20 protein-coding genes and 1 tRNA gene are annotated in these 18928 nt (G+C 61.9%); 11 read left to right on the top strand and 10 right to left on the bottom strand.

Going from position 1 to position 18928, the window contains the following annotated elements; genetic code table 11:
* Window positions 1-4: 4 nt before the first annotated feature.
* Together P6U29_RS04720 and P6U29_RS04715 are read left to right on the top strand one after the other, a co-directional pair.
* The gene (locus tag P6U29_RS04720; RefSeq protein WP_407116539.1) at window positions 5-1075 is read left to right on the top strand and encodes a phospholipase; all 1071 of its coding nucleotides are present in this window, start codon (window positions 5-7) and stop codon (window positions 1073-1075) included.
* An 81-nt stretch (window positions 1076-1156) separates the two neighbouring features.
* A complete protein-coding gene (locus P6U29_RS04715) occupies window positions 1157-1363 on the top strand; it encodes a hypothetical protein (RefSeq protein ID WP_027573305.1) in 207 nt (68 codons plus the stop codon).
* An 80-nt stretch (window positions 1364-1443) separates the two neighbouring features.
* Here P6U29_RS04715 and P6U29_RS04710 read toward each other — a convergent pair whose 3' ends face one another.
* The 5 genes from P6U29_RS04710 to P6U29_RS04690 form a co-directional block, all read right to left on the bottom strand.
* A complete protein-coding gene (locus tag P6U29_RS04710; protein WP_407116538.1) occupies window positions 1444-2103 on the bottom strand; it encodes a DsbA family protein in 660 nt (219 codons plus the stop codon).
* Window positions 2104-2190: 87 nt separating this feature from the next.
* Window positions 2191-2913: an LrgB family protein gene (locus P6U29_RS04705; RefSeq protein WP_407116537.1), complete on the bottom strand. Its 723-nt coding sequence runs from the start codon at window positions 2911-2913 to the stop codon at window positions 2191-2193.
* Entirely contained in the window at window positions 2910-3293 is a 384-nt protein-coding gene (locus tag P6U29_RS04700) for a CidA/LrgA family protein (RefSeq protein WP_407116536.1), read from the bottom strand. Before P6U29_RS04700 ends, P6U29_RS04705 begins: the two co-directional genes overlap by 4 nt.
* Before the next feature lie 44 nt (window positions 3294-3337).
* Window positions 3338-3814 carry a PaaI family thioesterase gene (locus P6U29_RS04695; protein ID WP_407116535.1) on the bottom strand — a complete coding sequence of 159 codons (477 nt, stop codon included), beginning with the start codon at window positions 3812-3814 and terminating at the stop codon, window positions 3338-3340.
* A gap of 3 nt (window positions 3815-3817) precedes the next feature.
* Window positions 3818-4246, bottom strand: a complete 429-nt coding sequence (locus tag P6U29_RS04690) for an acyl-CoA thioesterase (protein WP_407116534.1) — start codon at window positions 4244-4246, stop codon at window positions 3818-3820.
* Window positions 4247-4354: 108 nt separating this feature from the next.
* Between P6U29_RS04690 and P6U29_RS04685 the strand changes: the two genes are divergently transcribed.
* The gene (locus P6U29_RS04685; RefSeq protein ID WP_407116533.1) at window positions 4355-4903 is read left to right on the top strand and encodes a TetR/AcrR family transcriptional regulator; all 549 of its coding nucleotides are present in this window, start codon (window positions 4355-4357) and stop codon (window positions 4901-4903) included.
* A gap of 121 nt (window positions 4904-5024) precedes the next feature.
* Here the strand turns inward: P6U29_RS04685 and P6U29_RS04680 are convergent, their stop codons facing one another.
* Window positions 5025-5516 (bottom strand): hypothetical protein, encoded by a 492-nt coding sequence (locus P6U29_RS04680; RefSeq protein WP_407116532.1) that lies wholly within the window; start codon window positions 5514-5516, stop codon window positions 5025-5027.
* A 201-nt stretch (window positions 5517-5717) separates the two neighbouring features.
* Here P6U29_RS04680 and P6U29_RS04675 point away from each other — a divergent pair, with 201 nt between their 5' ends.
* Together P6U29_RS04675 and P6U29_RS04670 are read left to right on the top strand one after the other, a co-directional pair.
* A complete protein-coding gene (locus P6U29_RS04675; RefSeq protein WP_407116531.1) occupies window positions 5718-6002 on the top strand; it encodes a PsiF family protein in 285 nt (94 codons plus the stop codon).
* 91 nt (window positions 6003-6093) lie between these two features.
* On the top strand, window positions 6094-7179 hold the full coding sequence (locus P6U29_RS04670; RefSeq protein ID WP_407116530.1) for an AbrB family transcriptional regulator: 1086 nt from the start codon (window positions 6094-6096) through the stop codon (window positions 7177-7179).
* Window positions 7180-7329: 150 nt separating this feature from the next.
* Here the strand turns inward: P6U29_RS04670 and P6U29_RS04665 are convergent, their stop codons facing one another.
* Window positions 7330-7869 carry a disulfide bond formation protein B gene (locus tag P6U29_RS04665; RefSeq protein ID WP_407116529.1) on the bottom strand — a complete coding sequence of 180 codons (540 nt, stop codon included), beginning with the start codon at window positions 7867-7869 and terminating at the stop codon, window positions 7330-7332.
* A 154-nt stretch (window positions 7870-8023) separates the two neighbouring features.
* Here P6U29_RS04665 and P6U29_RS04660 point away from each other — a divergent pair.
* Together P6U29_RS04660 and P6U29_RS04655 are read left to right on the top strand one after the other, a co-directional pair.
* Window positions 8024-8108 (top strand) — tRNA-Leu (locus tag P6U29_RS04660).
* A gap of 220 nt (window positions 8109-8328) precedes the next feature.
* Entirely contained in the window at window positions 8329-8631 is a 303-nt protein-coding gene (locus tag P6U29_RS04655) for a hypothetical protein (protein WP_407116528.1), read from the top strand.
* 298 nt (window positions 8632-8929) lie between these two features.
* On the opposite strand, the gene P6U29_RS04650 is transcribed toward P6U29_RS04655, so the two are convergent.
* Both P6U29_RS04650 and P6U29_RS04645 read right to left on the bottom strand, forming a co-directional pair.
* Complete coding sequence (locus tag P6U29_RS04650; RefSeq protein WP_407116527.1) at window positions 8930-9853, bottom strand: transposase; 924 nt, start codon at window positions 9851-9853, stop codon at window positions 8930-8932.
* A gap of 29 nt (window positions 9854-9882) precedes the next feature.
* The gene (locus P6U29_RS04645; protein WP_407116526.1) at window positions 9883-10029 is read right to left on the bottom strand and encodes a hypothetical protein; all 147 of its coding nucleotides are present in this window, start codon (window positions 10027-10029) and stop codon (window positions 9883-9885) included.
* 702 nt (window positions 10030-10731) lie between these two features.
* Here P6U29_RS04645 and P6U29_RS04640 point away from each other — a divergent pair.
* From P6U29_RS04640 to P6U29_RS04625, 4 genes are all read left to right on the top strand, one after another.
* On the top strand, window positions 10732-10965 hold the full coding sequence (locus tag P6U29_RS04640; protein ID WP_407116525.1) for a hypothetical protein: 234 nt from the start codon (window positions 10732-10734) through the stop codon (window positions 10963-10965).
* A 416-nt stretch (window positions 10966-11381) separates the two neighbouring features.
* Window positions 11382-12515, top strand: coding sequence for a hypothetical protein (locus P6U29_RS04635; RefSeq protein WP_407116524.1), 1134 nt, complete (start codon window positions 11382-11384; stop codon window positions 12513-12515).
* A gap of 323 nt (window positions 12516-12838) precedes the next feature.
* Window positions 12839-13981, top strand: coding sequence for an MBL fold metallo-hydrolase (locus P6U29_RS04630; protein WP_407119600.1), 1143 nt, complete (start codon window positions 12839-12841; stop codon window positions 13979-13981).
* A gap of 947 nt (window positions 13982-14928) precedes the next feature.
* Window positions 14929-16437: a tetratricopeptide repeat protein gene (locus P6U29_RS04625; RefSeq protein WP_407116523.1), complete on the top strand. Its 1509-nt coding sequence runs from the start codon at window positions 14929-14931 to the stop codon at window positions 16435-16437.
* Between the two features lie 254 nt (window positions 16438-16691).
* On the opposite strand, the gene P6U29_RS04620 is transcribed toward P6U29_RS04625, so the two are convergent.
* The gene (locus P6U29_RS04620; protein WP_407116522.1) at window positions 16692-18635 is read right to left on the bottom strand and encodes a serine hydrolase; all 1944 of its coding nucleotides are present in this window, start codon (window positions 18633-18635) and stop codon (window positions 16692-16694) included.
* Between the last annotated feature and the right edge of the window lie 293 nt (window positions 18636-18928).

Genomic DNA, 18928 nt, shown 5'->3' with positions numbered 1-18928 from the left:
GGCGATGACCGAGGCCGTGGTGGACGACATCGTGGCCGTGCTGCCGCCCCTGCTCAATGCACTGGAAGCGCTCGGCTTCTTCCAGCGGTATTTGCACCCGCCGGCATTCGCCTCCGTGATGAACGGAATCGGCACACCGGACGAGGCGCTGCAGGCCGCACACACCGCAATTGGAGCGTGGCCGGAGCAGTTCGCTGGCCTGCGCGAGCGGTTCGATCGCGCCTGCAACGAGACGCTTGCCGCCTTTGCCGGTATCCGTGAGGTCGAGCGGGGCAACGGCGATCTCGTCGCCGTCTTCCGGGCCCTGCGCCATGTCCCGCGCGCGCAGGAGGCGCTCTATGCGCTGGCGGTGCAGTTTCCCCCCGTGAGCAGCTTCTTTCTCAGCGCTGCCAATCGCCAGAATCACGATCTGCTGTCGCGACTGCAAGTCGGCGCGAGCGAGCACACCGGCATCTTCCACGATCACAATGAGCCCGGCAGCCGCGGCGGCTTCTCGGTCTATGTGCCCGAATACTACATGCCCGATCGGCCAATGCCGCTGGTGATGGCGCTGCATGGCGGCAGCGGCAATGGGCGCGGTTTTCTGTGGAGCTGGCTCCGCGACGCGCGCAGCCTTGGCGCGATCCTGGTAGCGCCGACCGCGACTGGACCGACCTGGGCGCTGATGGGCGATGACACCGACACGCCGAACCTCATGCGCATCCTCGAGACGGTGCGCAGCCGCTGGAGCATCGATGCCTCGCGCATGCTTCTGACCGGCATGAGCGACGGCGGCACCTTCTGCTACGTCACCGGGCTCGACCGCGCCTCGCCCTTCACCCACCTCGCACCGGTCTCCGCGACCTTCCATCCGCTGATGGCGGAAATGGCGGACGCAACGCGCCTGCGAGGCCTGCCGGTCTTCATGACTCACGGCAAGCTCGACTGGATGTTTCCGGTGCAGACCGCGCGGCAGACGCAGGCGGCGCTGTCCGCCGCCGGCGCTAAAGTCACCTATCGCGAGATCGACGACCTCAGCCACACCTATCCGCGCGAGATCAATGCCGAATTGCTGCAGTGGCTGAATGGAGCATGAACAACCTCTCCTTACACCCGCCGTAGTGCCGCGGAACCATCACTCCGGGCCGACGTTATCGCCCGTCACCGGAGGTTCGCCATGCAGACTTTTTTCGGAATGATCCTGGGCGCGCTGCTGCTCGCGGGCGGCGTCTATGTCTATGATTCCATGCAGACGTCGTCAGTCGCCAATGGCGAGGTCGCGATCACCAATCGCACCATCGTGAACTGGGACGTCGCCAAGGCCGATTGGGATGCGCTGCGCGATCGCGCGCACAAGGACTGGGTCCGGATCTCGTCGAAGTAACGACGCCTTATCATGAACGAGGCGCCGTCGCGAACTCCGCGGCGGCGCCTTTGTGCTGACCACAATCAACGATACGCGCGTCAGTTCATCTTGGCTTTGCGGGCGTCGGCGATGACCTGCTCGAACTCGGTCATGCTGAGCACGCCGGGTACACGATACTTGCCGACGATGAAAGATGGCGTGCCACGAAAACCGAAAGCTTCAGCCTGCTCGTTGTTGCGCTTGAGGATAGCGTCGATGTCCTTGGCGTGGCCGGTGAGATCGCGCTTCAACCGGTCCATGTCGACCCCGGCAGCCGCGAGCAGCTCGTTGATGCGCGGCTCGGTCAGGCGCGAGCTGACGCCCATCATGGCGTCATGGGCCTGGTGGTACTTGTCCTGGAATTTGGCCGCGAGCGCAGTCCGCGCCGCCGTGACCGAAATCGGCCCAAGGATCGGCCAGTCCTTCATCACCAGCCGCACCTTGCCGTCGTCCTGGACGACCTGGCGCAGCTCGGGCTCGAGCTTGCGGCAATAGGGGCAATTGTAGTCGGACCATTCGACGATGGTGATATTGCCGTCGGGATTGCCTGCGACGGGCGTGTCGGGATCGCGCAACACCTTGGCTTCGGTCAGCACCTCGTCATCGCCGGTCGCCGCGCGCGCCGAGGCGATCCCACCCATCGCGAGAGCACCCGCCCCGATCAGCGTCAGCGCCACGCGTCGCGTCGGCTCAAGGCCCTTATTCCTGAATCCAGCCATATCTCGTCCCATTTCGGTCCCATCTCCATCGATACGGATCGAGACCGGGCGTTGTTACTGCTCATATAGAGTGTCGCGGTTGCGATGTCACCGCGCCAGCAGTGTGATTGCCAGGGGGACCAGGAACGACGTCACCAAAGCGTTCAGGCTCATGGCGATGCCCGAGAAGACGCCGGCGATCTCGTCGACCTGGAACGCGCGGGCAGTGCCGATGCCATGTGCGGCGAGGCCGGCGGCAAAGCCGCGGGCCCGGTAATCGGTAATGCCAGTGCGGTTCATCAGCGGCGTCACGATGATGGCGCCCATGATGCCGGTGAGGATCACGGCTACCGCCGCCAGCGAAGGATCGGCGTGCAGGGATTCGGCGATGCCCATGGCGACGCCGGCGGTGACGGATTTCGGCGCCAGCGACAGCACGACATCGCGCGGCAGTCCCGCGAGCTCGGCCAGCAACACCACCGACACCACGGCCGTGACCGATCCCGCGAGCAGCGCCACCAGCATCGGCATGATCGAGGCGACCACGCGCTTGCGGTTCTCATAGAGCGGCACGGCGAGCGCGACGGTGGCGGGACCCAGAAGGAAGTGCACGAACTGGGCGCCGGCGAAATAGGTCGTATAGGAGGTGTCGGTCAGGAGCAGGAACGCGCCGATGATCCACATCGCGTGCAGCACGGGATTGGCCAGCGGATGGCGCCGCGTCGCCAGCGACACCGCGTCCGTGGTGGCATAGACCAGCAGCGTCACGGTCAGCCACAGCAGTGGCGATTGCGAAAGATAGACCCACAGCGAGAACGGATTGTCCTTCATCGCACGTCCTGTTGCTTCAACAGGCGGCTGACGAGGCGAAAGGTCAGCACGGTCGCGAGCAGCGTGACGACCACGGACAGCGCGAGCACGAGGATGATGGCGATACCGTGAGACGCGAGCAGATCGAGCTTCTGCACGACGCCGACGCCGGCCGGCACGAATAGCAGCGAGAGATGGGCCAGCAGGCCCTTGCTCGCCGTCTCGACACCGTCATTGCGCAGTGGCCCGCGCGCGAGCAGCACAAAGCGGTCGCGCATCATCAGCAGGATCAAGAGCAGCAGGAGGCCCAGCACTGGTCCCGGCAACGGCAGGCCGAGGCCGCGCACGACGGCTTCGCCGATCAATTGGCAGAGCAGGATGAGGCCGAGACTTGCAAGCATGACCATTGCATCAAGGGATGCGCTGGCATGCTTGTCAACCGCCGCTATGCGCGGGATGCGCGCGGTTCATGCGTCGTCGCAGGGCGAGGCAACATCGCCATCAAGGTCGCGGTCATCGTGGCGATCAGCGAGACCTTGCCGTCATGCTCGGCGTAGGCCTTTGCCTCGCAGAAGGTCAGTGTACGGCCGGGCTTGACCACCTCGGCCTTGAAGACGAAACGCTCGCCGCGGGCGGGCGCGAGCAGCGTCGTCTTGAACTCAACAGTGAGGATATCGGCCTCCGGCGGCATCAAGCTGAAGGCCGCGACGCCGCAGGCGTTGTCGAGCCCGGCCATGATGATGCCGGCATGGATGAAACCGTTCTGCTGTGTGAGGGCCGGCGCATGCAGCATCGCCAGTTCGACCTCGCCCGGTGCGAGACGGACGATCACGATGCCAAGCGTTCGCATTGCCGGCTGGCCATCGAACATGGCGATAGAAGCCGCGCGATAGCCGGGGTTTTTCGGCTCGAAAGCGGCCATGGTTCAGGCCTCGGCTGGTTCGGCGAGATGCCTCAAGGCAGCTTCGCGGATGGCGTCGGCGAACGGTGCGGACTTGCGGAGCTGACGGTCCATGTGCACGCCGGTGATCTCGCACGTCGCGGCGAGTTCGCCGGTCTCGGCGTTCGTCATGTCGTGCCGGAAGCGGATCGACTTGTCGCTGATCTCGAGCAGGTGGCTGCGGATCTCGACGATGTCCCCGGCCAGCAACTCGCGCCTGTAGGCAATGTTCTGCTGCACGGCGGCCATGCCGCGGCCTGAGCTGCGCAAGTAGCTCGGCGTCAGGCCGAGGCGGGCGAACAGATTCCAGTTGGCCTCGTCGAATTTGCCGACATACCACATGATGTTCATGTGCCCGACATGGTCGCATTGCCACGGATAGACCGTGCCGCGATAGGTCGCCTCCTGCTCCATCGCATTTCCTCCCGCATTTTTCGTCTTTGATCGTTGATACGGTAGCGTATCAAACCCGTGCCACGTTAGCAATACGGCACCGTATCAAGATCGGGTGAGGCTTCCTTCATGAGCGACGGCAAGGGCGATGTCTGGGTCGAGGCGGGATTCACCGAGCTCGCCCGCGCAGGGGTGGAGGGCGTGCGGGTCGAGGTGCTCGCCAAAAATCTCGGCGTCACCAAGGGCGGCTTCTACCGACGCTTCGCCGACCGCGCCGCGCTGCTCGATGCCATGCTGAAAGGCTGGCGCGAGGGACGCATCGCCGCGATCGCGCAGCAGACAAGTCTCGACGGACAAGAGCCCCGCGAGCGGCTGAGGGCGGTGATCCGGCTCTATTCCGAGCGACTCAATCCGGAAGGCATGGCGATCGAACTCGCGATCCGGCAATGGGCCCGCTCGGACGAGAACGCCGCGGCGGCGGTGGCGAGCGTCGATGCGGCGCGGCTCAAGCACGTCAGCGAACTCTATCGTGCAACCGGCCTTGCAGCCGAGGAGGCCGACGCGCAGGCTTTCCTGTTCTACTGCTTCATCTTCGGCCAGAGCCTGTTGTTCGTCGAGAGTGGTCCGCGCAAGCGGTCGCAGCTCGTGGCGAAATCGGCCGAGAAGCTGCTCGACTGAGCATGATCCGGACCCGAAGGGCCGCGTGAGCGCAAAGTGTGCAGCGGTTTTCCGGAAGATCATGCTCGAAAATTCAAGCGATGGCCGGAGCGTTGCTCCGGCCATCGTACCAATCCGAAGCTCAGGCGGCGCCCTTCAGCTTCTTGGTGCATTCGCTGTAGTAGCCGCCGCCCTTCTGGATCCACTTCAAGCCGCCATTGGCGTTGGTGGCCTTGTTGGCATTGTACTGGTCGACGCAGGTGTGCATCCGCGCCTTGCCGGGAGTCTCCTTGGCGTATTTCGGATCGATCGCGTTCGGATAGACCGCGGGTCCGGCCGGCAGGGCCGGCGCGGCGGCGGGGGCCGCCTCCTTCTTCGCCTGCTTCGGCTCGGCAGGAGCGGCGGGCGCAGCCGGCGCAGCCGCGGTGGGCGCAGCGGCGGGCGCTGCGTCGGCACCGCATTGGGCCTTGCGGAAATCATTCCACTTCATGGTCCCGAGCGAGCCGTCCTTCTTGGCGGCCTGATATTTCGCGCTGCACTCCTGCGCGGTCAGTGCCTGCGCCGGCGCGCTCGCCAGCAATGCCGCGACACCCGACGCTGCAATCGCACACAACAATTTTGTCTGAATGGTCATCCCTGGGTCTCCTTCTTGGTCTTCCTCGACGGAAGTGAAACGAGGATTGCTATCCTAGCGTGCCAGCCGCTTGCGACAAGGATGCGATGGGTTGCGCCGGCAAAATATAGTGATCCGGCCGCTCAACTCATTCATGTCGTGTTCAGCAACGCAGGCCGACGTTCCCAGGCCTTCACAATTCTCGCAAGCAGAGTGCACCACATGACCTTCACGTCCCGCCTCGCCGCCGTCGCCCTCGCCTCCCTGCTCGCCACCGGCACCGCCTTCGCGCAGACCGCCGCGCCGGCAGCCAAGACCGAGACGAAGACCGATGCCGCTGCCACCACCGACAAAAAGGCGCCGAAGGAGCGTTCGGCCGAGTCGCTCGAATGCTCCAAGCAGGCGGACGCCAAGGGATTGAAGGGCAAGGAGCGCAAGAAATTTCGCCGCGAGTGCATGAAGGAAGCGAAGGCCGGCACCGCCGCGCCCGCCGCAGACAAGAAATAAGTCCGTCACGATCCCCTGCGTGAGAGGCGGGCGCATTGCGGCATGACGAGCCTGCAATTGTGCGCCACCCGCCGATTTGCAATAAGGTGGCGTGAAGCAAATCACCGCCTCCCTGCCGTTCGAATGGCCGAGCCGTGCCAAAATCCTGAGCACGGTGGAGGCGCTTGTCATCGGCACCGCCGGCGGCCTCGTGTTTCTGCTCGCCGGCCTTCCCGGCGGGCTGATCTCGGGCTCGATGATCGCGGTCGGGATCGCCGCAATCGCCGGCCGCCAGCTGGCGCTGCCGCCGATCCTGACCCAGACCGTGCTGGTGCTGCTCGGCATTTCCCTGGGCTCGGTCGTCTCGCGCCATTTGCTCCAACAGGTCAGCGCCTATCCCCTCACCATCGGCCTGCTTGCGCTCGCCACCTTCTGCTCGACCTTCGGCTCCAGCTATTACCTCCAGCGCGTCCATGGCTGGGACCGCACCTCGGCTTTCCTGGCCGGCAGCCCCGGCGCGCTGTCGCAGATCACGATCCTGGCGGTCGAGCGCGGCGCCGACCTGCCGGGCATCGCGGTGGTGCAGACCATGCGCGTCATCATCCTGACCGCGGCGCTGCCGATGGTGCTGGCGCTGGCGGGCGTCGCGCCCTCAGCGGCGCCGTCGCTGACCACGACGATCGCCTCACCGCTCGACCTCCTCGAGCTGGCCGCGGCCTCGCTGGCCGCAGCGCTCGTTTTGCGGCTGATCAGGTTTCCGGCGAGCTGGATGTTCGGCGCGATGATCGCCTCCAGCGTGCTGCATGGTGCCGGATGGGTCGAGGGCGGCCTGCCGAACTGGGTGCGCGGCGTAGCGCTGGTCGGCATCGGTGCACTTATCGGCAGCCGTTTCGCGCGGATGCGAATCAAGACGCTCGCCGGCCACCTCGGCGCGGCGCTGGGCTCGTTTGCCGTGGCGATCGCCGTCTCAGCCATCTTCGTCGGCATCGTGGCGCTGACCACACAGGTGAAGTTTTCCGACGTGGTCGTCGCCTTCGCGCCGGGCGCGATGGACGCGATGCTGGCGCTGGCGCTGACCCTGCACATCGACCCGATCTTCGTCGGCGCCCATCACCTGTCACGCTTCGTCTTCGTGACGATCGCAACGCCGGGCATCGTGCATCTGTTCGGACGCACGCAGGACGATGTGGATGATTGACGGGGTGCAGCAGCGCTCGTCGCGAGCTCCGCTCTTGTAGGGTGGGCAAAGGCGCCCTTGCGCCGTGCCCACCATGCTTCAGCGATGTCACTAAAAATGGTGGGCACAGCGCACGAAGAGCGCGCCTTTGCCCACCCTACGGCAGCTTGCCTAGCGCTTCGCCGTCCGCACAAATCCCCATGCCGCGATCGCGGCCATCAGCAGCGAGATCAGCACGTTGTAGCCGGCAAGCGACAGGCCGAGGAAGCGCCACTGCACCTCGTCGCAACGCACCACCTTCACGGTGTCGAGCTTCGACAAGAGATCAGCGGCGCTGCCGAGATTGACGACGGGACCGGAGCAATCGGTCGGCCCTTTCCAGAACCCCCATTCGACGCCGGAATGGTAGGCACCGAGGCCGGCATTGGCGAGCGTCGCCAGCGCGAGGATCGCAAGGCCCGCCAGCAGCAGCGGCCGCGGCACGCCGCTTCGAGCCGCAATCGCCGTGAGCGCACCGAGCGGAATCACGAGATAATAGGCGTAGCGCTGCTCCAGGCACAACGGACAGGGCAGGATCTCCAGCACGAGCTGGAAGAACCAGGCGCCCGCGATCGTGGCTGCAGCAATCAGCGTGACGAGAGCCGAGGCGGCCAGCGCGGAGCCGCCGGCGGCCGGCTTGAACGCATGCATCGCATCACTCTGGGTGGTCACGGCAGCCTCTTTCGCATATCTGGCGCTCTAAGGCTCTAACCCCGGCCCATGCGGCTGTCGAGAACGGCCGGGATCACTTTGGCGCGGGTTGACCCCGCTTTGTCCATGGCTATAGTCCGCCCGCTTCGCGACGCCGCCTCAAGGCCGACCGAGGGCCCCTGTGGCGGAACTGGTAGACGCGCTCGACTCAAAATCGAGTTCCGCAAGGAGTGCTGGTTCGATTCCGGCCAGGGGCACCACGCTTCGCCTTTCGAGCTACGCGTGGCGCGGCCATGCGAGGCCCGGAGGGCGAAGCGTGTCCGGCGGAGCCACGCGAAACCCAAAGGCGAAGCGTGTCCGGCGAAGCCTCTTGGCGAAGACGGACTGGTTCAGCAACGCCCGCTCTCCTCCCTCCCCTAGCCATCTCCGCATCCTCCCTGTATAAACCGGTAGCTTCTTCCGTAACTCGAAGGAGCTCACATGAACGACCTGCACGCGTGGCTTTCGCAGCAACACCACGGCTTGCGGACCTTCCAGACCTTTCAGCAAAAGCTCGAGACGCTCGGCCGGGACGATCCCGCACAGCGCGGTCTTTGCCGCCTGCTCAGTGGTGTCGTCGGCAGCTATGTCAAGGCCTTTGACGAAGCTCCGCTGCCGGTCGAGGTCGCCGAAGGTGCCTATCGGCGTCTGCTGACCCTGCTCGCCAGCCTCGATCTGCACGGAAACGCCGAACGCCGCCTCGCCGATATCAACCGCGTGGCGACCTGCGACTTATGGCAGTGACCAGACGGGCACGCTGCAATCAAGCAGCAAGGCACGCCGGTACGGCCTCGCGACGCACGGCGCCCGAGTCTTGCGCTTCTCTTGACGCTCCTTCCTAAAGAAAGGGCGCAGGGAGGACCGCATAGGCGTTAAGGTAGCGCGAGCATCGATTGATACGGACGTTTTCGAGGAGGCTCGCGCAGGTGCCGCCCAAGCGCTCGCTTTCTGCGGCGGAAGCAACGGATGGTTGGTTGTGGAATGATCGCTTGTAGCAAGGATGCAACGAGTTGTTGCAAAACACGCCAAGCGCCAGGTGCCGTCAGGCGGCCTGCATCCAGCGGGGAGAGTCCTCGAAGTCGCGGGCAAGCGGCTCGAGCAGCAGGATGATCAAGAGGTGTGCCAGCAAGTAGGGCTTGGCGGAGCGCGGATCGGTTCCAGGTGGCGTCTTGAGACCAATCAGACTCTTCAGTCGCTTGAAGCCAAGTTCGATGCGCCATCGCAGTCGATAGAGCGCGAGTACATCCTTGGTGGAGAACTCGTCCCGTGCGAGCGACGTGACCAGAATGACCCAATCCGCGGCTTCCAGAGTTTCTTTGGAGATGACGCGGTTTTCGTCTTGTGCGTCGCGCCGGGCTTTACGACGCGAAGCCGCGACTGCACCGGCGGGCTTCTTGACTGCGACCAGACGCATAGCCAGAGGCGCACCGTCCTTGCGTTTGATCCAAATCCTCCGATCGATCAGTCCGTGCGCCTTCGCCGCACGCAATTGGGCCATCAGATCGAACGGAAGGCCTTTGGCATCAAGCCAACGTGCGTTCTTCCAGCCCGCTCGGATCAAAACGTCTGCCCCGGCGTCGCGGACAGCGGCGATGCGGTCAGGTTGCAGATAAGCGCGGTCAGCAATGCGGATCTCGTTCTTGACTACCGGTATCCGGTCAAACGTTTCGCCCTCTTGCTGATCTGTCAGCTCGAAGTGACCAAAGCGCTCATATGGCAGATCGAATGCACTATGAACGCGCCAAAGCTCACTGTTCCTGCGCGCAGCCGGTCCTGCCTGAGGCACTGTCGTCGCATCGATAATGCGGATCAGGCGGCCTCGGCTCGCCTTCGGGGCTGCCGCAGCGAGCAAGCCCTCCACCAGCACTGCAAACCAATCGCCACATTGACGCAGGCGATAGAACAACGCCACGCTGCTGAGGTCGGCAAGGCCAACAGCAGCGGCCCACGCGGCTGTCGATCTCAACCCTCTTTCACCCAGACAATAGGCCAGCATCAGCCGAAGTAACGCACCGCATCTGGAATTTGGCGCCGCCGCACGAAAGCCTTCGTCTGGCGCGCACTTATTTCAAGCTGCGCAGCCCCGCCGAGCTGCGCAACCACTCTCGTCCAGTCCTCGTTCAGAAGCGATTCGTCTGCCATCCCGCCTTGGAATCACGTGTGATTCCAACACTCAAGAATAAACTTAACGCCTATGGGGAAGACCGGGTGCCGGCTGGCACCCATCGACCGCCATGCCAAGAGCAGATTGCGTGCGCTTCAATGCATAGCGGGTAACAGGGCAACCGGAGACATCCCGGCCTTCCCTGCGCAGTGGTTTGACGGCTTATGGCGCGCTCTCCCCGGGGGACGATGCACTATTGCCCCCGTCGTCCTGCAGATGACTGATGTGCGCACCCGGTCGGGCCGCTTCACCACCGCAGGCCTTGACGCACAGACCCCGGGCGTCAGGACCACACGCTTTTGCCGTACGCGGAATCGCACCGGTCGTGTGCGCGCCGCTCAACCGCTCACGGGCCAAACCCGCCCTGCGATCGCATGCGCGCCGATGCACTCCACGTCCACCGCCACCCGGCCCACGTATCGTGACGATCGCGAAACGCCCCTTATCCTTGGGTCGGGATGGCAGTCGTACACGATATTTCCGAATTTCGGTCAATCGGAATTTTTAAAATCGAGTTCTTGCTCCCGGGTCGAGCAACAGCTGCCGCCTTCCTCCGTGCTCGGCGGCGCACCCCGACGGTGCGATTGAATGAGCCTCGGGCGGCCGCCGAGAGGCGTTCGACTTCCCCGCACCACTACCTATATCCTGTGGCAACCGATGTGATGCAGCGGACAGCTTCGATGGCCAGGAGACGCACGACCGACACGGATGCCGACGACCGTCCCCGCTATTTCGTCTGGGTCCGGGGCCTCGAAGGGCCCGAGCCGCAGAAATGGACGGCGATGGATTTCGGCGTCGGCGACTGGAAGCGGGCGCTCGTGCTGGCTTATCTGGAGCTGCCGGAAGACGAGCGGCATCTATCCTTGTCGGTGCTGGCCCGGCGCTATCCGCCTCCGCGGGATGATCTTTCGTGAACCGGGTGGGGATGTGTGGTCATAAACGTCGGCTCCGCAAGGCAAAGCGGAAGTCACCCGCTTAAGCGTGATCGGCGGCTTGTGACCCTGGCTGTGTGAAAACGCGAAGGATCGAAACGCGACTAGAATTTCATTCTTCAGTTTGTCGTCTAAGTTGAGAGCGCTTGCGAACTTGCGCGCTAGAGCGGTCTTGGATGAATAACTTCTTCCATCGTGTTCAAGCGTCTTGGCGTTTTCACACAACCAAGACCCGAAGCCGACCTTAGGCCGCCGCGCCGCGTCCAGAGCGGTTCTGCCTGCATCATCTGTACGGGTGGCTTAGGTTGAATATGCTAGGCTCCATTTGATGGTCCAGTAGTCGACGCGATGAAGTGGGATCGCTTCATTGGTGTCAACAACTTAGCTGAGGTCGTGCCATGCCGTTCGGTTTCAGGATAGTTGTCGCAGTCTTGCTCTTCGTGGGAGCTTCCGTATCGGGTGGCGAGTTGCAGGTAAATGGATTTCCCACCGATGCCAACTTCTTCCCGATTGGCGTTTGGTTGCAATCGCCGACTCGCGCTGCCTCTTACAAGGCAATCGGGATCAATACCTTTGTGGGATTGTACGAAGGACCCACTGAAGAGCAACTCGCCGCATTGGCGCGGCAGCACATGTTCGCCGTTGCCGGCCAAAACGACGTTGCGCTGAAATCGGTCAACCGGCACGTTATAAAAGCGTGGATGCAAGAAGACGAACCGGACAATGCCCAACCAATCGGGCCAGGACTGTACGGAACATGCATTCCTGCAATTGAAGTCGCTCGGCGTACGCAAGAGATGAAAGCCCGGGATCCAACGCGACCGATGATGATCAATTTCGGGCAGGGTGTGGCCAACGAATTCTGGCGCGGTCGTGGCCCCTGCAACGGTGATCAGGGATACTACGATATTGCGATCCAAGGTGCAGATATCTTGTCGTACGACATCTATCCGGTGGGATCCACTACGCCTCAAGTTAAAGGAAGGCTGGAATACGTTGCGCGTGGCGTCACCAATCTCGCGAAGAGGGCTACCGATGGGCAAAGCGTATGGATGGCGCTCGAGACGACGGCACTAGATCCAACTCGTCGACCGACTGCGGCGGAAGTTCGGGCGGAGATCTGGATGGCATTGATTCATGGCGCGACAGGAATTTTTTATTTCGTGCATGAGTTTAAACCAACCTTCCGGGAAGACGCCATCTTCCGTTACCCCGATATCGTGGAGGAGGTCACGAGAACGAACCGATTGATCTTGTCTCTCTCGCCAGCGTTGAAGAGCCCAAGCCTATCCGGGGCTATATCCGTAAGCTCGCAGGTCCCGATCGCAACCATGGTGAAGGTGTACAAAGACAACACGTATATCTTTGCCGTCGCGATGCAGAACTCTCCGTCCACAGCGCGGATCACGGTCAATAACGTTCACCAGACCAGTGCTCGGGTGATCGGCGAGGGGCGTAGCGTATCCCTCGCGCAAGGTTCTTTCGAAGACCAATTTGAAGGCTACGGGGTACATCTTTATCAAATACCCTAGCAGGCCATTCCGGAGCGAACGGGATTTCGCCGCCCAAGCTGCGACTTCCGAATCTGGCCCATCTGCGAAGTTGCGCCGGTCCGACGGAAGTCCGCTCATCCGGCAGAGCAGACCAGATTTGCTCAACCTGAGTTCTTCGCATTTTGACCCGAACCGGACCAATGTGACTCGCCACATCATCCCCGCGCGGGATAGAATGCATCCAATCCTCGGTGTGCGGGCTGCCAGACGCTGGTGTGTTCGGCACCCAACGCCTTCGCCCCGGAGTGCGTTTCAGCGTGATGCCTTGCGGCAGCAAAGCCACGTAGAGCGAGGACTTGATCATGTTAATTTGCCAGTGCAGCGCAATTCATCGACGCGATGTAGTCTGCGGCGGCGGTGCTGCCTTGTTCAGCGCGGTCGTGGCGACGCTAATCGGCAGCGGGAGGGCGGTACGCGCAGAAGCGGTCGCCGGTAAGGTTCCGGAGATCGATCGTGTGGCGGTGCGCGTTCTCGTCGACAGCTACCAATTCGCCGTCGCGCCGAGCCGGAAGCTTTCCGATTTCGAGATTGAACACTTCGGCTGGGGCATCGGCGGTGGCAAGCCACCCGGCAAAACGCTGATCAGTGAGTTTGGCCTGTCGATGCACATCGAGTCGCGGCGCGGCGCCGAAACAAGAAATATCCTGATGGATTTCGGCTTCACACCGGACGCGCTGGTCAACAACGCGAAGCTCGTAGGCATCGATCCAGCCGCGCTTGATGCCCTCGTATTGAGCCACGGTCACTACGATCATTTTGGCGGTCTTGCCGGATACCTGAAACAAAACAACGGCAAACTCAAAGCCAGGCTGCCGATTTACATCGGCGGTGAGGAGGCATTCTGCTCCCGCGAATGGACGGCTCCGCCGGTGCGCGGTGATTTCGGGGACTTGGATCGCAAAGCACTGGAAGATGCCAATGTTGCGGTGACCTATGTGGAAGAACCGGCACTGGTCGCCGATCACGGCTTCACCACAGGGCACATCGGGCAGACGAGCTTTGAGAAGCTGCTGTCCCCCAGCGCCATGAAGATCGGCGTGGACAGCGGCATTGGATGCTATGCCGAGAAGCTTCCGGAGGACGAACGGGCCAAGGCTGTCATCCCGGACCAGTTCCGGCACGAGATCGCCACCGCGTTCAATCTAAGAGGCCGCGGGTTGATCGTATTGACCTCCTGCAGTCATCGCGGGGTAATCAACGCAATCAAGCAGGCCCAAGCGGCTTCGGGCGTCAACAAGGTCCATGCCGTGATCGGCGGCTTCCACCTTGCGCCCTACAAGGAGGACTATGTGCGCAACACGATCGCAGCGCTCAAGAGCATCGACATCGACTACGTCATTCCTCTGCACTGCACCGGCGAGCCGTTCTACGAGATCGCCAGGGCCGAGATGCCGAATAAGCTCCTACGCTCCTACACGGGTACGCGCTTCATCTTCGCTGCCTAGAAGGACAGACGCCAGTTCGCGCTCACGGCCGCGAAACGGAGGTCATTGATGGCTGTAGCAGATGCTGAATGGTCTAAATTGCCTAACCATGCCGAACGAGTAGAGCGATGCCGACGGTGCCAATGGTGCTAACAAATGTCCGGATTTGGCCCATCAACGCGATGCCGCTGTGGGCCGCTTGTGACCCTAGGCTGCCTTTCGCTGCTGCAGGCGCTCGAAGGCGATAGCCCTCGTAAGAGGCAGTTAGCCTGACGTATTTTCTAGCGATGCTAGATTACCACTTTATCCCGGTTGCTTTGAAGCCGTCCTAGTAGTGCTTTTTGTACTGTGGAGGACATTTATGCGAAGCTCTCGCGCAATGCTTTATCTGCAACGACTTGGCGAGCTCGCGTCTCAGCTCTCAGAACTGGAAGACCTTCGAGGTCAGGTCGAAGATGCAGAGCGCGACGCCCGCGGTGCACCTGCATTGCGCCCTAGACGCCATGCTTCGCGCCGCCTCCCAGGTCGCGATCTCGGCGCCCTGTCTGTCCGCCTTCGCCGCTACACGCCAGCAAGCAGAAATGCAGGAGGTCTCAGGCCCCCTCAGAACGACAACCAAATCGATTGGACGTTGCTTGAGCCATTTCCCGACGGATGGTGGGCTTCCCCCTAAAGCTCTTCAACGGCTGCTAGTGAATCAAGTTTTCTCGTCTGCTTGTGGCCCACATCGACGAAAGCCAGCGCTTCTCTGCACGTCGGCAGTCAAGGTTAAATCGGAGATGGCCAAGACGCGACCAAATCGGCGCTGATGACCCCAACCGGAGATCTATTCGACGCCGTAAACCCGACGACCGTCCCATAACAACCTGCAAGGCGTCGTGAACTTAGTCAGCAATCTTGACCAACGCGAAGTTGCAAAAGCCTGCTAAGGTAGACGATCCGGGCGTTTGGCCCTGCGGGAGGCTATGGTGACGAACTCGGAAGTCTCCAACGACCAACCGGACAAACCGGCATCCGATAATGACCCACCGAACAAAACGGCAGCTGATAAGGAACCCCCAGACAAACCGGCGCCGAGACTCAACTTTAAGGCTCGCCTCCGCGCACGATTGCAGTTGCTCGGCGGTGCGATCGCGTCGATTGCCGCCGTCGGCGCGATCGCGGGTGGCCTCGTCGGCTACTGGACTGTATGGAAGACGGTCCGAACAGACGTCTTTCGGGACAAGCAAACGACGCAGAGGGAGGCTACGGCGCGGCCCGATATTGCTCCCCGCTTGTCATTCGTCGTCCTGCCGTTCGCAAATCTCAACAACGATCCGGAGCAGGACTATTTCGCCGATGGCATTACGACCGATCTGACAACCGACCTCGCGCAAATGCCCGGCGCGTTCGTCATCGGACGCGGAACGGCTTTTACATACAAGAACAAGCAGATCGACTTCAGGATGCTTGGCAAGGACCTTGGCATTCGCTGGGCCGTCCAGGGCGCGGTGCAGCGGGCCGGAAATCAGGTCCGTATGAATGTGTCGCTTGCCGACCTGTCAACTGGCCGCGACGTCTGGTCGGACCGTTTTGACGGTGATAGGACGAATCTTGCGGCCTTGCAGGAGCAGGTCACGGCGCGGCTCGCCCGCTCTCTCAATGTCCAACTCGTCCAGGCTGAAAGCCGGCGCAGCCAAATGGACCAGTCAAGGAATCCAGATGCTGTGGATTTCAGCATGCGCGGCTGGGCGAAGGTCTATGAGCCTGGGACCAAGGTAACGAACGCACAGGCAAAGGACTTGTTTGACAGCGCGCTGCGCCTCGATCCTGACAACACTGACGCAATGCTCGGGAAGGCGTGGTGCATAGCCAATGGCGTGAACAGCGGATGGTCGACGTCCGTGGTCGAGGACAAAAAGACGGCGACAAAACTAATTGATCAAGTTCTTGCAAAACACCCGGCGACTGCAAACGCGCACGTAGCCATGGGAAGCATTTTGAATTACGGAAATCCCGAGGGAGCCCTGTCTAAATTCGACGCAGCTTTGGAAATCGACCCTAATTCGCCGGTAGCGTACGCACCAAAAGGAATCGCACTTATCACCGCGGGACGTGCGCGCGAAGCGTTCTCCCCAGTTCAGATTGCTTTGCGCCTAAGCCCCAAAGATCCGGCCGCCGGCCTTTGGCACTTCTTTCTCTGTCATGCTCACGCGCATGTGCACCAATATAACGAAGCCATTGAGGCATGTAGGCGCTCGATCAATCTGAACAAATTAAACTGGTTGCCGTATGTGGATCTGATTTCAGCATATGGAGCCACGGGCCAATTGGAAATGGCCCAGCAAATGTTAGCCGAATTGAATGCAATCCGACCGGACTTTACCGTCCAGTGGTTCCATCAGATGGGCTACGCACGTTCGAGCAATCCGCAGTTTCTGCTTGAGTACGACGACATCGTCGACGGGCTAAGGAAGGCAGGCGTTCGGGAGCAATGAGGCGACAACCAGATAGCTGGACTTCATCGCTTGGTGACAAGGATAAAAAGAGACGAAGGTCTCCTTCTGGCCCGATGCTGCCTATCTCAAAGTGCGTCCAAGTGTCGGCTGTCGAGTGTAGACCGAAAGCGCCTTGCGGGGAGCTAGTCGGCCGATTTTGACCCTGAGCGGCACTCGTAACCGCCCCCACGTTGGGCGGCTGTCGGGCACCCATGTTCGGGCAGCGCGAGTTCCCGCCATTTCGTCTGCTGTGCCTATTGGGTGAGCGCGCCGCGCTGTTCCCATCGTCCCGGATTGAGAACCGCGCCATTGACCTTGCCACCAGCGTCGCGAGTAAAAGCAATCCGCGTGTGATCGCCCCCCTCGACGTAGAATTCATCTTTCGAAAGAGCCGCCACGGGCGTCGGTTGGCCCCTATCAAAATCAAGGATCGACCAGCCGCCCGTTGCTTCGACGATCAGCCTGCCATCTGCGACACGGATTTGAAGCTGGACGCTGTGCGAAGGGACTGCCTCACGAACAAACGTGAAAACGAGGGGATCGCTCTGCTTTGAGCGCACGATTTTAAGCTCGATTGCGGCGTTGGCCGGACCCGAAATCCGGTGAAGTGCCGCTTCGAGGGTGAGGCCCTTGATCGAAGCGCCCTTGACAGCGGTGATGAGGTCTCCGGCGAGGATGCCCGCCTTCGCGGCGGGGCCTGCGGCGGCCAATTTGATCACCCTAAGGCCACCTGTTTCGGCGACCACGGACTCAAGCCCGATCCAGCCGTTGCCGTCGGCGACCAAGATCTGTCTATCCAGGGAACTTGTAGAACCGCCGAAATCGTAGCGTCCGGCATATTCGGCGAGGTTTTCGGCATCTCCTCGGCGCGGCTCGACTGAAGCGGAGACTTCAGGAACCTTCAACGCGGTGTACGGTAGACGCCGGATAGCATTGAAATAGAAACCGTTCTCACTGTACTGGCTTCGCTGCATCATCATCACCAGAATCAGCTTCTGCACCGGATCAACCGAGAAAAATGTGCCCCAGCTTCCCTGCCAGTTGAAGCTGCCCACCGCACCGGGAATGAGGCTGAAATCCGGATCGGTGCGAACAGCGAAGCCGAGTCCCCATCCCGTTCCGAAAGCCGGGCCGACCTCGTGTCCTGCGATGTGCATGTCGGGCGGCAGCGAGTTCGTCGTCATCAGCCGGACGGTTTCAGGCTTCAGGATGCGAACGCCGTCAAGCTCGCCGCCGTTGAGCAGCATCTGGCAGAAGCGCAGAAAATCAGGAACCGTGGAGACGATGCCTCCGCCGCCCGAGAAGAACGTCTGCGGCTTGCCGACGCCGCCATCCGAAAGGGGCTGGGGCTGCGCGCCCGGCAAGGCGACGAGACGGGCAAGCTTGTTCTGCGGTACCGAGAAGCCGCTATCGACCATGCGCAACGGCGCAAAAAGGCGGCTTTGCAGGAACTGATCGAAGGCCTGGCCAGACACAACTTCAATGACGCGCCCCAGAACGTCATAACCTATCGAATATTCCCAGACTTCGCCCGGCTGGTGCAGAAGCGGGAGTGCGCTGAGGCTCGCCACGAATGAAGCAATCGGCTTGTCGCGCCGGAACGGTGCCCGCGCGCCGTAAAGCAGGTGTACCGCCGCATTGCCAAATCCGGGGTCGGCGTAATCCCCTACGCCATAAACCAGGCCGGAGGTATTGCGCAGAAGGTCACGGATGGTCATCGCGCGCTTTGCCGGTTCAAAAGCCTTTTGGACAAGATCCAGAAGGATCGGATCGCCGGTGGCCGGATCTTTCTTGACGACCTGCCTATCCTTTAGCTCTGGCAGATACTGCGCCACGGGAGCATCGAGGTCGAGCTTGCCTTCATCGACCAGGATCATGGTAGCGACGCTGGTGATCTGCTTGGACATCGATCCGATGCGAAAAATCGAATCCGGCCGCATCGGCATTTGCTTGTCGTGATCCTCGAAGCCGGTGGCCTGCAGATAGGCGAGCTTGCCGCCCCGGGCGATCCCCACGACAAAACCGGAGGGATCGCCTTTTTCGCTCTGTGCCTCGAACCAGGACGTCATGCGCGCCAGGCGCCGCGCCGAGAAGCCGAGACCCTCGGGATCGACGACGGTCTGCAAATCGTCGGCAAGCGCGGTACCCGCCAGACAGAGCGTGATTGCGGCCATGCACGATGCCTGGATAATTTTCATTGGGGAAACCCTTCAGACGATCCTAGACAGGATGATCGAAGCGAAGAGCTCGGATCCAGCTCACAACCAGAGGTATAGCCAAACGCTCATGTCACCGCAATGCCACTTCCGGATTTGGGCCCAACTCGGACATCTGGTGAGATGCGGTAACGGGCCGGTACCAGCGGCAGAGCGGACCTCATACGCGCCCTGAGTGCAGCGCGAGCGCGCTCTCGCCTAGGCGCCAACCCAAGAGCGCCTGTCCGCGCCTGGCGCGGGACCGTGTCATCCCGCCCCCATGATTATGGGTGTCA

Source organism: Bradyrhizobium sp. LMG 9283, assembly GCF_045571415.1.
Lineage (GTDB): Bacteria > Pseudomonadota > Alphaproteobacteria > Rhizobiales > Xanthobacteraceae > Bradyrhizobium.
This window is presented reverse-complemented; position numbering and strand designations above follow the sequence as displayed.

Bases quoted from the DNA above. Each gene is read 5' to 3' on its own strand.
- P6U29_RS04675 (WP_407116531.1), top strand. From the start codon at position 5,718: ATGACCTTCACGTCCCGCCTCGCCGCCGTCGCCCTCGCCTCCCTGCTC.
- P6U29_RS04720 (WP_407116539.1), top strand. From the start codon at position 5: ATGACCGAGGCCGTGGTGGACGACATCGTGGCCGTGCTGCCGCCCCTG.
- P6U29_RS04635 (WP_407116524.1), top strand. From the start codon at position 11,382: ATGCCGTTCGGTTTCAGGATAGTTGTCGCAGTCTTGCTCTTCGTGGGA.
- P6U29_RS04695 (WP_407116535.1), bottom strand. From the start codon at position 3,814: ATGGCCGCTTTCGAGCCGAAAAACCCCGGCTATCGCGCGGCTTCTATC.
- P6U29_RS04630 (WP_407119600.1), top strand. From the start codon at position 12,839: ATGTTAATTTGCCAGTGCAGCGCAATTCATCGACGCGATGTAGTCTGC.
- P6U29_RS04655 (WP_407116528.1), top strand. From the start codon at position 8,329: ATGAACGACCTGCACGCGTGGCTTTCGCAGCAACACCACGGCTTGCGG.
- P6U29_RS04715 (WP_027573305.1), top strand. From the start codon at position 1,157: ATGCAGACTTTTTTCGGAATGATCCTGGGCGCGCTGCTGCTCGCGGGC.
- P6U29_RS04645 (WP_407116526.1), bottom strand. From the start codon at position 10,029: ATGGCAGACGAATCGCTTCTGAACGAGGACTGGACGAGAGTGGTTGCG.
- P6U29_RS04700 (WP_407116536.1), bottom strand. From the start codon at position 3,293: ATGCTTGCAAGTCTCGGCCTCATCCTGCTCTGCCAATTGATCGGCGAA.
- P6U29_RS04710 (WP_407116538.1), bottom strand. From the start codon at position 2,103: ATGGCTGGATTCAGGAATAAGGGCCTTGAGCCGACGCGACGCGTGGCG.
- P6U29_RS04640 (WP_407116525.1), top strand. From the start codon at position 10,732: ATGGCCAGGAGACGCACGACCGACACGGATGCCGACGACCGTCCCCGC.
- P6U29_RS04705 (WP_407116537.1), bottom strand. From the start codon at position 2,913: ATGAAGGACAATCCGTTCTCGCTGTGGGTCTATCTTTCGCAATCGCCA.
- P6U29_RS04680 (WP_407116532.1), bottom strand. From the start codon at position 5,516: ATGACCATTCAGACAAAATTGTTGTGTGCGATTGCAGCGTCGGGTGTC.
- P6U29_RS04620 (WP_407116522.1), bottom strand. From the start codon at position 18,635: ATGAAAATTATCCAGGCATCGTGCATGGCCGCAATCACGCTCTGTCTG.
- P6U29_RS04685 (WP_407116533.1), top strand. From the start codon at position 4,355: ATGAGCGACGGCAAGGGCGATGTCTGGGTCGAGGCGGGATTCACCGAG.
- P6U29_RS04690 (WP_407116534.1), bottom strand. From the start codon at position 4,246: ATGGAGCAGGAGGCGACCTATCGCGGCACGGTCTATCCGTGGCAATGC.